This window comes from Cognatitamlana onchidii (genome assembly GCF_004804355.1).
Taxonomy (GTDB): Bacteria; Bacteroidota; Bacteroidia; order Flavobacteriales; family Flavobacteriaceae; genus Cognatitamlana; species Cognatitamlana onchidii.
The window spans coordinates 235,504-251,888 of record NZ_SRWZ01000002.1 but is presented as its reverse complement, the minus strand read 5'-3'; the positions used below and the strand labels follow the sequence as shown (position 1 = coordinate 251,888).

The window sequence follows — 16,385 nt, the reverse complement described above, 5'->3', positions numbered from 1 at the left end:
GCCTTTTTATTTTCTACATTTGATATAATTGTAATTCACTTATGAAATATACTATACTTTGCGCCGTGGCATGCTTGTTTTATAGTTGTAAAAATGACCAAGCCCAAGAAACAAGACCTCCCCAAGAAATTCCCGTGATTGAGGCAAAAAAAGAAGATGTCCCTGTTTACAATGAACTAGTTGGACAAATTTATGGCTTAAAAGATATTCCTATAAGGGCACGCGTTGATGGCTATCTTGAAAAAATATCTTTTGAAGAAGGCACACAAGTAAAAAAGGGACAGCTGCTATACAGTATTGATCAAGACCCTTATTTGGCAGAAGTTGCCGAGAAACGAAGTGGCTTAGCACAAGCTGAAACCATGCTAGTAAATGCCAAAAATGAACTTGAAAGATACGAGCCACTTGCCAAAATAAATGCTGTAAGTAAAAGTGATCTTGATGCTGCCAAGGCTACCTATGAGGCATCAATTTCGTCTGTTGATGCCGCTAATGCCAATTTAAAGCAGTCTAGGATTAAATTAGGCTATACTCAAATCACCTCTCCTATTGATGGGTTAATAGGAAAAACAGAAGCTAGAGAAGGCGAATATGTTGGAAAAAGTCCTAATCCAGTTATCCTAAATACCGTATCAAGGATTGACACAGTAAGAGTTCAATTTTCAATTTCAGAATCTAAATACCTTGAGTTGGCCAGAGAATATCATGCTAACAAGACGGCAGAGGAGGTTTCAAAAGACGTTCACGAAGGCAATATAAAACCTAATGTAGAACTTCTTTTGGCCGATGGCACCTTGTTTGAACATAAAGGAACTATCGATTTCGTTAACAGTCAAATAAATACCACAACTGGATCTTTACTTATTCAGGCAAGTTTTCCTAATCCTTCAAAAATTTTACGTCCAGGACTTTATGCGAAAGTTAGACTCCAACTAACGGTTGCTAAAGATGCAATAATAATACCTCAACGTTGTCTTATCGAATTACAAGGACAATATAGCGTAATGATTGTTGACAATGACAACAAAGTAGTATCGAATCCAGTAAAAATTGGAACAAAAATGGGAGACCTTGTCATTATAGAAGAAGGTTTAAAGCACGGTAATAAAGTCATTATAGATGCCTTGCAAAAAGTTAAAACGGGCATGACCGTGATTCCTGTTGAAAGCGAATTTAAAAGTAAAACAGCTGAATAAATATGGCGGAAAATAAAGGTAATTTTTTTGTTCACCGCCCTATTGTAGCTATGGTAATTGCCATAGTTATAGTAATTGTAGGCGGTGTTTCTGTTATTGGACTTGCCATTGAGCAGTACCCCAACCTTACACCTCCCATAGTGGAAGTGAGAGCATCTTACACTGGAGCGAATGCCTTAAATGTGGAAGAATCTGTTGCCACCCCTATTGAACAGGAAATGAATGGTGTAGACAACATGATTTATATGAAATCTACAAATGCCAACGATGGAAGCATGGTTGTACAAGTTTCTTTTGATGTAGGTACAGATCCTGACATGAATACGGTACTGGCTCAAAACCGTGTATCAGCGTCTACAGCTAAACTACCGGCCTCTGTAACCCAGTATGGGGTTACCACCAAAAAGTCGCTGCCAAATATTTTAATGTTAGTTACCCTTACAACTAGTAATCCAGCTCATAATACAGCGGAATTTTTGGGTAACTACGGATTAATTAACATAAAAGACAGACTAGCAAGAGTACCAGGTATTGGCCGTGTTGACGTTATGGGGGCTTCCAATTACTCCATGAGAATATGGATTAAACCAGATTTACTAGCTATTCGTGGTATTACAGTTCCCGAAATAGTTAATGCCATAAACGAGCAAAATGTTATTGTACCTGGGGGTAAGTTTGGCGCTGAACCAGCACCTCCCGGAACAGAGTTTACATATACTGTTAGGTTACCAGAACGATTTAATTCAGCAGAAGCTTTTGAAGATATTGTTATTAGAACATTACCAGACGGATCTCAAGTTAAAATTGGAGATGTTGCTCGCGTGGCCCTTGGTACTGAAACCTATAGCATGATTCCCAGGCTTGGAGTTAACCTAGAAGGAAAAGATAAAACCTCCAAACCTTCGGCTATTGTAGCATTATATCAGGCACCAGGTTCCAATGCCGTAGAACTTGCAGAAAACATTAAAATGGAAATTGATGAACTTAGTAAAAGTTTTCCAGATGGCATGACCTATGATGTTTCTTTAGATTCCACGCTCCCTATTACCGCTGGTATAAAAGATATTATAGTCACACTCATTGTTGCCCTCATACTAGTAATCTTGGTCGTTTTTGTTTTTATACAAGATTGGCGAGCTACTTTAATTCCTACACTGGCCATACCAGTATCATTAATTGGTGCATTTATATTTTTTCCAATGCTAGGTTTCACCATTAATGTATTATCGCTTTTAGGTTTGGTTTTAGCCATTGGTATTGTTGTAGATGATGCCATTGTAGTGGTAGAGGCTGTTCAAGTAAATATAGAACAAGGTATGACTGCCAAAGAAGCTACGCTTGAAGCTATGAGAAAAGTAACGGCACCGATTATAGCTACAACATTAGTACTAGTTGCCGTATTTATACCTGTGGCGGCCATGGCAGGAATAACTGGTATTTTGTACCAGCAATTTGCTATCACTATTGTGGTATCTGTATTAGTCTCTTCCGTTAACGCCCTAACATTAAGCCCTGCATTATGTTCTATATTATTAAAAAAACCATCTCCATATGGTGGTTTACTTGGCAGGTTCTTTACAAGCTTTAATAAGTTTATTGGAAAAACAACAGACAGTTACACCTCGTATACCAGCATTCTAACTGGTAAAATAAAACGTGGAGTTGTTTTTATTATCATTCTAACCATTGGTGCTGGTTTCTTCGGAAAATTAGTTCCTGGAGGCTTTATACCCGAGGAAGACATGGGCTACTTTTATGTTAATGTACAATTACCAAATGCTGCATCGCTTCAAAGAACCGATGAAATTGGTAGTCGGGTAGAACAAATTCTTATGAATATTCCCGAGGTTGAATACGTTACAAATGCCACAGGATATAGTTTACTTTCTGGTTCTATGGCTACAAACAATGCTTTTATGTTTGTAACGCTAACCGAATGGGGAAATAGAGATGCCTCTGCAAAAGAAATTATTGATCGCGTTAACATAGCGTTGGCCACTCAAATAAATGGCGCACAAGCTTTTGCGTTTGGCCCCCCAGCCATTCCAGGGTTGGGTAATGGCTCTGGTTTTAGTATTATGCTTCAAGACAAGGGAGGAAATACGCCTAGTTACTTATCGGAGAATGTAGGCAAATTTATTGCCGCTGCCAACGCCCGTCCAGAAATAGGAAAGGCTTTCACTACTTTTCAAAGTGCAGTTCCACAGCGATTTATGGATATTAATAAAGAAAAGGCATTAAAATTAGGTGTCCCCCTTAACGATTTGTATACGACTGTTGGAGCTTTTATGGGAGGTTCTTATGTTAACGATTTTACAAAATTTGGAAGGCTTTATAAAACCTATATTCAAGCCGAAAGTGAGTATAGAGTTGACGAATCTCAAATAGAAAATTTCTTTATTAAAAATTCTGAAGATGAAATGGTTCCGCTCTCTACCTTGGCGACTATTAAGCCTGCTTCTGGTCCAGACTATACTACTCGCTTTAATTTATTTAGGTCTGTAGAAGTTACTGGAGGACCTGCTCCAGGTTATTCATCATCGCAGGCCATGGCTGCTCTTAAAGAAGTGGCATCCGAGGTTCTTCCTGATGATATGACAACCTCTTGGAATGCCATGTCTTTTCAAGAGAATAAGGCTTCCGGCTCTTTAGGCATTATATTGACCTTTTCACTAATCTTTGTATTTTTAATCTTGGCTGCACAATATGAAAGCTGGAGCTTACCATTTGCTATCTTATTAGGAACACCCTTTGCTATTTTTGGAGCCCTCTTTTTCTTATGGGTTGCTCGACTATTCAGCGTAAGCTTTGAGAATAACATATTTGCACAGGTATCTTTTGTTATGCTTATAGGTATGGCTGCCAAAAATGCTATACTTATTGTAGAATTTGCTCATGACGAATTTAAAAATGGCTTATCTCTTTTTGATGCTGCAGTTAAAGCAGCCAAAGCAAGGTTTAGACCTATTTTAATGACTGCATTTTCGTTCATTTTAGGTGTTTTCCCATTGGTTATTGCTTCCGGAACAGGAGCTGAAGCCAGAAAAGTAATGGGTATGGCACTCCTTGGAGGTATGACTATAGCCACCTTGCTTGGTGTATTCTTCTACCCTATGCTGTACTTGCTAATTGGGAAAATCGGGAATTATGAAAAGAAAAGAGATTTGGAAAATGCTAACGCCATAAAAGAATCATAATGAAAAAAGTACTCTATTTAATATTGGTTCTCACCGCTATTATGGCATGTAAAGCTGGGAAAAACTACAAAGGCGTAGACTTAAACCAACCAAAGTCCTTTAAACAAATGGACACCTTAAAAACCGTTAGTTTTGATTCTATAAATACTCAAGAGATTGCTATAGACACCTCGGATATAAGATGGTGGAAACTATTTAAAGATCCTGTTTTAGATACACTCATAAAAGAAGCTTTCGCTAATAACCGAGATGCCTTAATTGCAGCCGAAAACGTGCTCCAGTCTAGGTATGTTCTTAAAATACAAAATGCCGATTTTCTTCCTAAATTTTCTGCAAACGGACAGATAAACAGGGGAAACTTTCTATTAAATAATATTGGCCCTACATCTAACGCTATCATTGGAAGTGCCGGTGTATATTGGGAAATAGACCTCTGGGGGAAAATTCGTAGACTTTCTGAATCGGCTAAAGCCGATTTAATGGCCACTGAATATGGTTACAGAGGTGTTATGATTTCGTTAGTAAGTGAGGTAGCTACAACCTATTTTGATTTATTACGTGCTAAATCACAATATGAAATTTCTAAAAGAAATGCCAAGTCAAGAGATAGCATGACTCAAATCATTCAAGCTCGTTATGACAAAGGCATTGTACCAATGATTGATGTTGACCAAGCTAAGATACAATATACCATTGCTGCTGGTGCAGTTCCGCAATATGAACGACAAATTGTTCAATTAGAGAATAATTTAAGTTTTCTCTTAGGAAGAAATATTGGCAGTATTGAAACGGGCTTGCCGCTAGCTCAGCAAGATTATAATATTAATTTTCCAATAGCACCTCCAGTACACCTATTAAGTAGGCGCCCAGATATCCTGCAAGCGGAGTTTGATGTTATTTCTCAGAATGCTTTAACTGGTGCTGCTAAAGCCAATCGCTTGCCCTCTTTAAGCTTAAATGGTCTTTTAGGTGTTGCCGGCCCTACGTTTAATTCACTAAGTCTTGGAAACCCATTATGGAACATTGGTGGAGAACTTGTAGCTCCTCTTTTTAATTGGGGGCAGCTAAGAAGACAAGTAGATATTGAAGATAGCCGTACCTATCAAGCTTTATACCGCTATCAAAACTCTGTATTTGGTGCTATCGCCGAAGTAGAAAATTTATTAGCTACTATCCGCACTGTAAAAGAAGAAATTGAAATTGCTAATGAAAGGAGAAGAGCTGCTCTAGAGGCCCAATTCTTATCGCGTGAACGCTATGACAAAGGAGTAACTAGTTACTTGGAATTTTTGGAGCAGCAGCGTCAAGCCTTTGATGCAGAACTTTTGCTGGAAAACTTAAGATCGGAACTATTGAGCAATTATGTTCGTTTATACAAAGCTCTTGGAGGTGGTTGGCTTACCGAAGCAGAGGAGCAAGCAGCAACCAATCAAGCAGATTCGAATTAGTTCCTCTATCTTAGGAGTCGAAAAAGTTGAATTACTAAATTAAAACAATAAGTACTCAGCTTCTTTGAGCAAGCAGCTTTTCTAAAATATATTCCACACCTTGGTTAACATTACTTTTGGTTTCGTAATTCGCTACTTGCTTTACATTGGCATGCGCATTTTCCATGGCATAGCTAAAATTAGCCAATTTTAGCATGTTTAAATCATTATTGTAATCTCCAAAAACCATAGTCTCTTCAGTCTTGATTTTAAGCTTTTGCTGCAGAAGTTGTAAGCCGTAACTTTTATCGACCTCTGAAAGTGCAATATCTAACCAATTTTGAGCAGAGACTAATACTTTTAACTGGTGATCGATATTTTTTAAGAAGGGCTTCACATATAATTCAGAAGAATCGAAATGATAAACAGCTATTTTTATAAACTCATCATCTTTAACCCGAGTTAAATCCCTAACAATTTCATAATCAGAATAGTACATTTTAAATTTTGAGATAAATGCATCATCCCTCGATTCTATATATGCCGTCTTTTTTCCGCACAGTACTATATGCGCTCCTTCAATCGCTCTTATAGCTTTAACGGTGGAGTTAATCTGATATGAAGACAATTTAAATAATACCTCTTTTTTGTTTTCAAAATCTAGGATGCCTCCATTTTCAGCTATTATCGAAATATCATCTTTTATTGAATACAGCTTACCAACAATACTCTGATATTGTCTTCCACTTGCCGCAACAAAATGAATATTATGATTCCTTAATTCTTCAAATTGATTTAAAAACTTTGTGCTTACCTCATTATGTTCATTAAGCAGTGTTCCGTCCATATCGGTTACCACTAGTTTTACCTTAGAAAAATCCATACCAAAATTTAAAAACGCTAAATTAAACTTAAGTATCTGATTTAAAAGAATTATAATAAAGAATCTATATAAAAGAAACCTTTTTAAAAAAGCTCAAAACGCTAAGTATTCCTTGAAATTAAATGAATATGTCTAATTTCGTTAAAAATTTGATTTAGTATGAATGAGCACTTAGAAGCTATAATATTAGAAAAAACTAATGCCTCTAAAATTATTGATTATACCATTATGCAATCCCTTTGGAGTGGATATGGAGAAATTATTAGGTGTCAATTGCTCGAATCCTCATTGAATAGTATTGTTGTTAAACATATCAACTTACCAGAGCAACGTAAGCATCCTAGAGGTTGGAATTCGAATCATTCTCACCAACGCAAACTAAAGTCATACCAAGTTGAAATGGCTTTTTATAAATATTATAGTCAGTTATGTAGTCATGAATGTTACGTACCTAAACATATTTATTCTGAAAGTAATAATGATGAATCTATTATTATTCTTGAAGATTTGAATAATTCTGGCTTCCCAGAAGTTAAGAGAGTCGTAAACCTATCTGAAATAAAACGATGCCTTAAATGGTTGGCTAATTTTCATGCTACCTTTATGGGGTATGAGGCTAAAGGTTTATGGAAAACTGGTACCTACTGGCATTTAGAAACCAGACCTGATGAACTAGATGCGCTTCAAGATTTACCCCTTAAAAATGCTGCTGCTTCAATAGACAAGGTTTTAAATCAAACTAAATTTCAAACGCTTGTACATGGCGATGCCAAATTAGCTAATTTTTGCTTTAACATGGAGGGTACTAATGTTTCTGCCGTCGACTTTCAATATGTTGGTGGCGGATGTGGTATAAAAGACGTAGCATATTTTATAGGAAGTTGTTTAGAAGAATCTGATTGTGAAACCCTGGAAAACGAATTACTTTACTCTTATTTTAAGGATTTAGAAAATGCTTTGATTACAAAAGGTAGGCAATTTAACTTCGAGGCCATTAAAAAGGAATGGTATGGTATGTACCCCTATGCATGGGCCGATTTTCATAGATTCTTAAAAGGCTGGAGTCCTGGACACTGGAAAATTAATAGCTACAGTGAAAAATTATCACAGCATGTAATTAACACCCTTCAAAATACATGATACTAAGTTCCAACAACCTAGAGACGCTATGCCACTTGGCAATTAAAGCAGCTAAAAATGCTGGTGAATTCATTGCTAGTTATGATAAGTCTCAACTCCATATAAAAACAAAACAAACTGGACACAGTAGAGCGTCTCAAGTAGTAACAGAAGTGGATTTAAAAAGCCAAGAACTTATTTTAAATGTGCTAGAACCAAGTTTAGAAACCTTCGATTTAGGCCTGCTTATGGAAGAAAGTCCAGATAACAAGAGTCGTTTTAACAAAGATTATTTTTGGTGTATCGATCCGCTTGATGGCACCTTATCATTTACAGAATCTGAGTCTGGATATGCTGTATCTATTGCCCTAATAACAAAAAATGGCATCCCCGTAATAGGGGTTGTTTATGACCCCGTGAATCATAATTTATATCATGCAATAGCGGGTAAAGGTGCTTTTAAAAACAACCATACATGGGTTACAAAAAGTAACACAGCTATTTCTAATTTAGAATGCTTTTATAACCAAAGTTTAAAAAAACACGCCTTGTTCCCGCATATTCTTGAGATCCTAACAGAAGTGGCCAAAAGTAATTCACTTGACTCTATTAATCTGAACAGACCCAATGGAGCTGTTATGAATGCTTGTTTAGCAATTAACCAAGATCCTTCTTATTATTTTGCGCTACCAAAGAAAGAGCATGGTGGAGGAAGCATATGGGACTATGCAGCAACAGCATGTATTTATAAAGAACTAGGGTTACACATAAGTGATATGCTAGGAAATCCCTTAAGCCTGAACAATCCTAACACGACGTTCATGAATGCTAAGGGTGTTTTGTTTTCAACCAACCTTAACATCGCCTCACAATTTTTAGCGAAGTTTAAAACCCTTATCTAGAAATAAAATGCTCTAAACTATTTTCATAGTAAAGAGCATTTTTTTTACTTACTCCTCTTATATCAAAAGAGAGGTAATATTTCTATATAATAAGAACTAGATACCTAAACCTTGTCCGCCACCAACTTGGATAGTCTCTGCGGTTAAAAAAGAAGCATCATCACTTACCAAAAATGAAATTACAGAAGCGACTTCTTCTGGCTGCCCTAATCTTCCAAGAAGAATATTATTTTTCCACGATGCAAACACCTCTGGCTTCGTAGATTTTATTTGAGAATGAAACGGCGTATCTATCGTTCCTGGTGATACAGCATTTACCCGTATTCCGTATTCTGCAAGATCTTTAGCCAGGGCTCTGGTTATCGCATGAACCCCCGCTTTAGATGTTCCGTAGATTCCTGCACCCGGTCCACCAGCATTCCAGCCTGCAATAGATGTATAGTTAATTATTGATGGGTTCTCTCCTTTTTTAAGAAATGGAATCGCCGCTCTTGAAGCAAAAAATGTAGAATCAAGATTCAAGGCCATGACAAACCTGTAAAATTCAGTCGTCATATCTTCAAATCGAGATCTGCCACCAAGCCCCCCTGCATTATTTACTAATACGTCAATTTTACCGTACTTTTCACCTATGGCTTTAATATTTGAATTAACGGCATCTTCGTTAGTAACATCAAAACCATAATACTCTGAAGTAATTCCTTCTTCGGCAAGTTCTTTAACACGCTGTGCTCCTGCCCCATCATCAATGCCATTTAACACTACTGTATATCCGTCTTGTCCAAGTCTTTTTGCTACTTGAAATCCTATGCCTCCTGTAGCTCCAGTTATTACTGCTATTTTACTCATAACTTTAAATTTATTTTTATTTTATATTATTTTAATTATTTCGTGCACTTAACGGTTGAATTTTTCCACATAAAACCCAAACACTAAGCAGAGCAATTATTGCCAGTGCAGCACCAATTATAAAGGCTGGCGTATAATTACCGCCCTTTGTTAAAATAGGCACTAAATAGGTTAACCCTACTGCTGCCAATTTTGCTGCCATCCCAGAGAACCCAGCTAAACTCCCCACAGATTTACCACTGTAAAAATCGCTTGGCAATGTTTGAACATTGCCTATGGCTGTTTGAAAACCGAATAAAATAAGAGCCATAATCAACACTGCATTTACTGGTGCTCCAGGGTTTGACATGGCTATTAATGCGGGAAGCATAATTAAACACCCAAGAGTAATGACTACCTTTCTTGTTTTATCTACCGTCCACCCCGCCTTTAAACGGTTTTGGGCTAAAAGACCTCCAAACCAAGCTCCTAGCATGGCTCCTACGTAAGGAACCCATCCATAAATACCAATGCCTTTAACATCCATTCCATAAACTTCTGAAAGATAAATAGGAATCCAAAAGACAAACAACCACCAGATTGGATCTATTGCCGCAGAAGCAATAATAACCCCCCAGCTTTGTTTTCTTGACAGCAACTCTTTTGTATCAGGAGCGTATAATTCTTCCTTAGTATTACTTTCGGTTTTATTGGTGTTGCTTATCCGTTGACCATTCAAAATATATAAACGTTCTTCTTCCGTAATCCAAGGATGTTTTTTAGGAGGTGCTTTCACTAAAACCATCCATGGAATTAGCCATAAAAGTCCTGTTACCCCAACTATGATAAATATAGCCTGCCAACTAAAAAAAACGGTTAAGGCTGCGATTACTGGAATAGCTATAATACCACCAATAGCAGCACCTGAATTAAAGAGTCCTTGGGCAAACGCTCGCTCTTTTATAGGAAACCATTCGGCATTTCCTTTTGCTGCTCCTGGCCAGTTTCCAGCCTCGGCAACTCCTAAAATGGCTCTAAAAATACCGAAGCTTAACAAACCTTTAGATAACGCGTGTAAAGCGGTGGCAATAGACCATACTCCAATAGACAGCGCAAAGCCCAGGCGTGTACCTATCCAATCAAATATTTTCCCAAAAATAGCCTGACCAAATGCATATGAAAACACAAAAATAATGGAAATCCATGAATATATTTCTTTACGCTCATCACCATTCTTATCAGGGTACAGCTCCTCAGCAATTTCAGGCCACAATACTGTTAAAGACTGCCGGTCAATATAATTGATTACTGTAGCTAAAGCTATTAAGGCAATAACCCACCATCTTAATCCTTTAATTTTCATATTTATCTTATTAATTGTTCAAATACATACTAGCCCCACAACATAACGGTGCTGCGGATAAATGCTTAATAAGAATGTCTTGACTATAGCTTTATAACTAAAATAGCGAAGTACACTCCCCTCCTAAAGTATTTTCTACATTAGTAAATAGAAGCGTGCAATTCTATTTACTAATAGTACTTTGTTATTTTACATTGTAGCAATATTGATATAATACACTAAAATGATCTTTCATTTTTTGTTTGGCCATTTTAGAGTCTTGATTTTTAATAGCCTCAAAAATATCTGTATGCTCTTTAATTCCGAGTACGGCTTGATTTTTATCACAGACGTGGTATTTTTCAAAATTCATTATAATCTGCGGTGTAATTGTCAACATAAATGTGTTCATCGTACTATTTCCACTAGCTTTAGCTATGGCTAAATGAAAAAGTAAATCTTCTTGAACAGCATCCTGACCAGATAATACCTTTTGCTTATAATCGTTTAAAGCCGTTTCTATATTTTTCAAGTCTTCATCAGTTCTTCTTAGGGCAGCTAATCGAACGGTTTTTAACTCTAATAGAATTCTTGTCTCTACCAAAGACTTAAAATCGGGGGTCTCCAATCTTAAAATATCGTCTATCATACCATTCATAGCTATCACACCAATGTTGGCTACAAAAGTTCCACTTTGAGGAATCGATTTTAATAAACCATAAAACTCTAATTTCTGGATGGCATCCCTAACATTGCTTCTTGTAACTCCAAATTTTTCAGATAGCATACGTTCAGATGGTAGTTTATCACCAGGCTCCAAATTTTTATAATTTATCAATTCTTTGATCTTTCCTATAATACCATTTTGTATGTCCTGATTATCGCTTACTATTAGTGTTTCAAGTTTCATAATATCCTTCTATAACTGGTTTTCAAATAACATAACTGTTAAATTAACAAAAAATGCTTAAAACTTAGGCTTTTACCTTGAATTTTAATGGTCAAATATATCACCAATAAAACTCAACTCAAAGCAACTCAAATTAAACCGTTCATAAAAAACTCCGACGGTATTAGTGAGTTACCTCTAGTTCATAGTATTTTACTCGTGCAAAAGCACCTTCATCTTTGGTTGACAGATAATTACCAGCCTTAAAGTAGTTTTCAAAAACACCCCACTTTTGCATATGAATATCATTATAAACTACAGATTCTTTATTATTTAAAATCACTTCCATTCTCCCTTTCCCAACCTTAACCTCTAATCTAAATCTCTCAAAACCAACATATTCAGAGAAGGTATACCCAGGATCGTCACCCCATGAATCTGTTTTTAGAATATCGATATCTGAGGTATTGAGATCCTTTAATACTTTTGTCTTTACTCGTACTCTACCTGCCGTCCAATAAATTTTTAAAACTGGAGGGGCATTATTATCCTTTTGTCCTATTAAATCACGCTGAGCATTAGTCAATCTACCATGTATTTGCATAATAATAGTTCTATGATAATTACCATTGACAGCCCTAGATATAGTATCCATTTGCAAAACACCTTTCATATTACCACCTTGAGCAAAAGTCCAATTAGTACTATTACTACCAGAAACCATTTGCTCTCTCAACTCTGTTCGTGAATACGACGAGTTGGCAGTTGATGCCCCAGGATATGTGTAAAATACCAAAGCTCCATTAATAGAATCGTTATAAAAAAATGGCTTTAACGTTTCATTAGTTGCATAATTCAAAATTTCAGGAGGTGAAACCTCTGTTGGTCTTCCAATAGGTAAAGTTACTTTCCAATTATCTAGTTTTATATTTGGCAATTTAAACGTACCAGATAGTGTTTCTTCTTCTTTTTGTTCCGTTTGCTCATCTCTTTCTAAAAAAGGTTTTTCTACTAATTCTTCTTGAGGAAGTTCATCCTCTGACTTTGCATCACAAGAATTAAGTATACTTGTCATGCTAAGTACAGTAAAAGCAAAACCCATATTTATGTGTCTTAAACTCAATTTCATTAACCCGATTTTAGTGACTTACTTCTAATTCGTAATATCTCACTTTTGAAAAAGATCCTGGATCTCTTGACTGGAAATAGTTTCCTGCCTTAAAATAATTTTCAAATACACCCCATTTCTTCATATGAATACCTTCATAAACTTTATATTCACTACCGTTTAAAATTATTACCATTTTTCCATCTGATACCTGAACCTCAAGCGTAAATTTCCTAAACCCTACCTCTTGTTCGAAATTAAAACCGTCATCATCATCCCAAGCATCTTCATGCAATAGCTCTTCATAACTAGCGTTTATGTTTTTCAGCACTTTTGTTTTAACCCTCACTTTGCCTTTATCCCAATAAATCTTTAAAATAGGTGGTGCATTATTGTCATCTTCTCCAATCAAATCTCTTTGCTCATTAGTTAAACGGCCATGAATCTGCATAATTATCGTTCTATGATACTTTCCTTCAGAATCTCTAGAAGTTTGTTCCATGGCCAGTTTACCCTTCAAGTTTCCGCCCTGTTTAAAAGTCCAGTTTACATTGTTATCTCCTGGCACCATTTGTTCTCTTAACTCAGAGCGTGTATATTTAGTGTTTCTTGTTTTAGAATCTGTTGGCATAGCATGAAATACAATAGCCCCTTTAGTTGAATCAATATACATATACGGTCTTGCAATAGGGTTACTTGCAAAATCAAATATTTCCGGCGGACTTATCTCATAAGGTTTCCCTTTATCATTGGTAACTGGCAGTGTTACCTTCCAATGACTCAAATCAATATCTGGTAATTTCACTTTGCCTTTTTTCTTCTTCTTTTTTTTCTTCTTTTCAATTTTCACATCCGTATCTGAAACGGTACTGTTCTCGTTTTGACAAGTACCGCTTACAGATATAAAACTAACTAAAATTGACGCTATTAATATTTTTATTCGGATGTGAACCATGATATCTACAACAATTTTTTTCTTTTTAATCCTCTATTAATTGATAAATGCAAGTTTATTCTACCGGTGTGATAGTAACATAATCTGCTCTTATCTCTTCGTCACCACTATTATAACCTAAATCACTACCACCACCACCTGTAGCAGGCCCACCAATACCTCTTACAAAGAGAGCAACACTATCGTTATTTCCAGTATTAAAGGTATAAGTATAAGTCAAATAACCATCATCATTAGGATTTTCTTGTACCTTCACCATCAGGTTATTGGCTTCATCTTCCACCTGAGCAACCGAATTATAACCCCAATATCCTGTATCACTATTACCTTGTGGCATAAGTGACGCATCTGTGTAATATGTTGGTGTATAACCATCATCATAACCAGACCCAGCCAAGACTCTTAACTCAAGTTTACTTGGATACACACCTCCCGATGTTAGAGGTTTAAACTGAGTTACAATCTCTATAGAATAATCGGCATTTGGTGTAATAGCAAACTCCTGATATATTGCATCTGGTTCATTATTATCAAACTTCACCACATTATCAGACCCGCCATTACCAGAAGACGACTCCCCTTGATCTCCAATCTTTTTGTTAATCCATCCAGAACATGCGCAATCTGATCCTGAAGATTTAGGTATTTTGTTAAAATCAGCATTTACCAAAGCAGGTACAATGGCTGGTGGCTCATCTGGTTCAACAACTTCAATTGTTTGGGTAAATTCACTGACTACGTTCAACTTATCTGAAGCACGCAAGGTAACTGTATATGTACCCTCGCTAGGAAAGGTATTCATACCTTCCCGTTCTGTGGAGGTGTTACCATCACCAAAGTCCCATGCGTAATCTGTAGCACTAATAGATGTATTACTAAATGCGTACGTTAAGTAATCTGAAGTTACGCTAGCCGAAAAAGATGCTTGGGGTGGAGTAGCATCAGGTATTGAATTAGCTTCCGGCAAATCATATTTCAATGCCTCAATAGAAGGATCACAAGATGTTATACAAAATGCGGCTCCAGCTATTACAGCGAAAAGTACTTTTTGTAAGTTGTTTATATTTTTCATGTTTTCTATTTTAAAAATTAAAACTGTTTTTAGTAGCCAGGATTCTGACTCATTAGTCCTTGACTCAAATTAATTTCTCTCTGGGGTATTGGTAGAATTAAATCTGTAGAGGCGAAATTATAGCCATTTGCTGCTGAAAAAGCGGATAGTACTTCCTGAGCTTTACCTAATCTAATAAGGTCAAACAATCTTTGGTTTTCAAAAGCAAGTTCAACACGTCTTTCTAAAAGTAACTCATCAATAGTTAGCGTTCCATCTTCATCGTCTTCTAAGCCAGCTCGTTCTCTTACCTTGTTGTATGATTCTATAGCATTGCTACTCGTAGTTTCTAAAGCACCAGCCATAATAGCCTCTGCATGCATTAATAATACATCGGCGTAGCGTAAAACAATCCAATCATTACCTGCTAATCTGGCATCACCTTCAAAAGTTCGGCCGTCATCACCTCCGTCTTGACCATCTGGTAAATATTTTGTCACTTGATTCTGTGATATTTGAGCAGGGTCAATTCTATAAGAAAACGCCGTTCTATCGCCTCCAGATTCTTCCAAAGCATTAACTGCATCGGTAGTAACATAATTTACACCAACTGTTCTTCCAACACCGTTTAACCACTCTGCAGAAAAGTTTTGACTATCTGCAGTTAGTCCAGACTCGAAACCAATGGCGAAAATTATTTCTTTGTTTCTCTCAGTGTAGAATACATCATTAAAATTATCCAACAATTCAAATCCACTACCCATAACGTCTTCACATAGTGATTGGGCTCTTGAGTAGTTCTTGTCATCTGTTAGATAGACCTTAGCTAGTAAAGCCTGTGCTGCTGCTTTGGATGCCCTTGTAGTATAAGAATTATCCAACCCTACCACTGCTGTTTCTAAGTCATTTTCAATAAGATCATAAATTGTCGATGTAGAAACTCTAGTGTACTGTATTTCTTTTTCAAGAGGTCCAATAACACGGTCTATTAATGGCAAGTCTCCAAAAAGTCTAACCAAATTAAAATAAGCATAAGCTCTTAAAAATTTAGCTTCAGCTTCAAAAGCCTTTTTAGTATCTGGATCTGTTACTACATCTAAATTGGCTAATACTGTATTAGCTCTCATTATAACATTAAAAAAGCTACCATAATAGTTTGATACAATACCGTTTGTAGCTTCTACACTATAAGATTCAAATTGCGCAGCCTCACCTTCTTGACTTTTTGTACGTGTATTATCACTGCGCATTTCTGTTAAATAATACTCATATTGCACAGCATGCAAATCTTGTGTTCTTGTACTATTGATTCCTTGAATACCGTCATAAATGGCAATAATTGCTGTTTGAACTTCGGAAGCATCCTTATAATAAGTCGCCGATGTGATACCTGAACTAGGTTCTGGCGATAAAAAATCACTATCACAGGAAGAGATCACAATTCCAATTAATAGTACGATTATAATTTTTAATTCTTTCATAATATAT

General features: G+C 36.4%; 13 protein-coding genes. 5 read left to right on the top strand and 8 right to left on the bottom strand.

Annotation, left to right across the window (positions count from 1 at the left end; translation table 11 throughout):
* Positions 1-41: 41 nt before the first annotated feature.
* From E5D58_RS04850 to E5D58_RS04840, 3 genes are read left to right on the top strand one after another with little or no spacing between them, the layout of a single operon-like run.
* Positions 42-1,196, top strand: coding sequence for an efflux RND transporter periplasmic adaptor subunit (locus tag E5D58_RS04850; RefSeq protein WP_136480715.1), 1,155 nt, complete (start codon positions 42-44; stop codon positions 1,194-1,196).
* Between the two features lie 2 nt (positions 1,197-1,198).
* The gene (locus E5D58_RS04845) at positions 1,199-4,393 is read left to right on the top strand and encodes an efflux RND transporter permease subunit (protein ID WP_136480714.1); all 3,195 of its coding nucleotides are present in this window, start codon (positions 1,199-1,201) and stop codon (positions 4,391-4,393) included.
* Positions 4,393-5,841, top strand: coding sequence for an efflux transporter outer membrane subunit (locus E5D58_RS04840; RefSeq protein ID WP_136480713.1), 1,449 nt, complete (start codon positions 4,393-4,395; stop codon positions 5,839-5,841). The genes E5D58_RS04845 and E5D58_RS04840 overlap by 1 nt, the downstream gene beginning before the upstream one ends.
* A gap of 55 nt (positions 5,842-5,896) precedes the next feature.
* On the opposite strand, the gene E5D58_RS04835 is transcribed toward E5D58_RS04840, so the two are convergent.
* A complete protein-coding gene (locus E5D58_RS04835; RefSeq protein ID WP_136480712.1) occupies positions 5,897-6,703 on the bottom strand; it encodes an HAD family hydrolase in 807 nt (268 codons plus the stop codon).
* Between the two features lie 159 nt (positions 6,704-6,862).
* Between E5D58_RS04835 and E5D58_RS04830 the strand changes: the two genes are divergently transcribed.
* Both E5D58_RS04830 and E5D58_RS04825 read left to right on the top strand, forming a co-directional pair.
* On the top strand, positions 6,863-7,843 hold the full coding sequence (locus E5D58_RS04830; RefSeq protein WP_136480711.1) for an oxidoreductase family protein: 981 nt from the start codon (positions 6,863-6,865) through the stop codon (positions 7,841-7,843).
* Positions 7,840-8,724 (top strand): inositol monophosphatase family protein, encoded by an 885-nt coding sequence (locus E5D58_RS04825; protein ID WP_136480710.1) that lies wholly within the window; start codon positions 7,840-7,842, stop codon positions 8,722-8,724. Before E5D58_RS04830 ends, E5D58_RS04825 begins: the two co-directional genes overlap by 4 nt.
* A gap of 96 nt (positions 8,725-8,820) precedes the next feature.
* Here the strand turns inward: E5D58_RS04825 and E5D58_RS04820 are convergent, their stop codons facing one another.
* From E5D58_RS04820 to E5D58_RS04790, 7 genes are all read right to left on the bottom strand, one after another.
* Complete coding sequence (locus E5D58_RS04820) at positions 8,821-9,573, bottom strand: SDR family NAD(P)-dependent oxidoreductase (RefSeq protein ID WP_136480709.1); 753 nt, start codon at positions 9,571-9,573, stop codon at positions 8,821-8,823.
* A gap of 31 nt (positions 9,574-9,604) precedes the next feature.
* A complete protein-coding gene (locus E5D58_RS04815; protein ID WP_136480708.1) occupies positions 9,605-10,915 on the bottom strand; it encodes an MFS transporter in 1,311 nt (436 codons plus the stop codon).
* A 184-nt stretch (positions 10,916-11,099) separates the two neighbouring features.
* A complete protein-coding gene (locus tag E5D58_RS04810; protein WP_136480707.1) occupies positions 11,100-11,804 on the bottom strand; it encodes a FadR/GntR family transcriptional regulator in 705 nt (234 codons plus the stop codon).
* Positions 11,805-11,967: 163 nt separating this feature from the next.
* Positions 11,968-12,912 carry a polysaccharide lyase family 7 protein gene (locus E5D58_RS04805; RefSeq protein ID WP_235835842.1) on the bottom strand — a complete coding sequence of 315 codons (945 nt, stop codon included), beginning with the start codon at positions 12,910-12,912 and terminating at the stop codon, positions 11,968-11,970.
* Between the two features lie 10 nt (positions 12,913-12,922).
* Positions 12,923-13,846 carry a polysaccharide lyase family 7 protein gene (locus E5D58_RS04800; protein ID WP_136480706.1) on the bottom strand — a complete coding sequence of 308 codons (924 nt, stop codon included), beginning with the start codon at positions 13,844-13,846 and terminating at the stop codon, positions 12,923-12,925.
* A gap of 55 nt (positions 13,847-13,901) precedes the next feature.
* Entirely contained in the window at positions 13,902-14,918 is a 1,017-nt protein-coding gene (locus tag E5D58_RS04795; RefSeq protein ID WP_136480705.1) for a PKD domain-containing protein, read from the bottom strand.
* Between the two features lie 29 nt (positions 14,919-14,947).
* A complete protein-coding gene (locus E5D58_RS04790; protein WP_136480704.1) occupies positions 14,948-16,378 on the bottom strand; it encodes a RagB/SusD family nutrient uptake outer membrane protein in 1,431 nt (476 codons plus the stop codon).
* Between the last annotated feature and the right edge of the window lie 7 nt (positions 16,379-16,385).

Coding starts and splice junctions, on each gene's coding strand:
- E5D58_RS04835 (WP_136480712.1), bottom strand. CDS start 6,703: ATGGATTTTTCTAAGGTAAAACTAGTGGTAACCGATATGGACGGAACA.
- E5D58_RS04840 (WP_136480713.1), top strand. CDS start 4,393: ATGAAAAAAGTACTCTATTTAATATTGGTTCTCACCGCTATTATGGCA.
- E5D58_RS04845 (WP_136480714.1), top strand. CDS start 1,199: ATGGCGGAAAATAAAGGTAATTTTTTTGTTCACCGCCCTATTGTAGCT.
- E5D58_RS04790 (WP_136480704.1), bottom strand. CDS start 16,378: ATGAAAGAATTAAAAATTATAATCGTACTATTAATTGGAATTGTGATC.
- E5D58_RS04810 (WP_136480707.1), bottom strand. CDS start 11,804: ATGAAACTTGAAACACTAATAGTAAGCGATAATCAGGACATACAAAAT.
- E5D58_RS04795 (WP_136480705.1), bottom strand. CDS start 14,918: ATGAAAAATATAAACAACTTACAAAAAGTACTTTTCGCTGTAATAGCT.
- E5D58_RS04800 (WP_136480706.1), bottom strand. CDS start 13,846: ATGGTTCACATCCGAATAAAAATATTAATAGCGTCAATTTTAGTTAGT.
- E5D58_RS04830 (WP_136480711.1), top strand. CDS start 6,863: ATGAATGAGCACTTAGAAGCTATAATATTAGAAAAAACTAATGCCTCT.
- E5D58_RS04825 (WP_136480710.1), top strand. CDS start 7,840: ATGATACTAAGTTCCAACAACCTAGAGACGCTATGCCACTTGGCAATT.
- E5D58_RS04850 (WP_136480715.1), top strand. CDS start 42: ATGAAATATACTATACTTTGCGCCGTGGCATGCTTGTTTTATAGTTGT.
- E5D58_RS04815 (WP_136480708.1), bottom strand. CDS start 10,915: ATGAAAATTAAAGGATTAAGATGGTGGGTTATTGCCTTAATAGCTTTA.
- E5D58_RS04820 (WP_136480709.1), bottom strand. CDS start 9,573: ATGAGTAAAATAGCAGTAATAACTGGAGCTACAGGAGGCATAGGATTT.
- E5D58_RS04805 (WP_235835842.1), bottom strand. CDS start 12,912: ATGAAATTGAGTTTAAGACACATAAATATGGGTTTTGCTTTTACTGTA.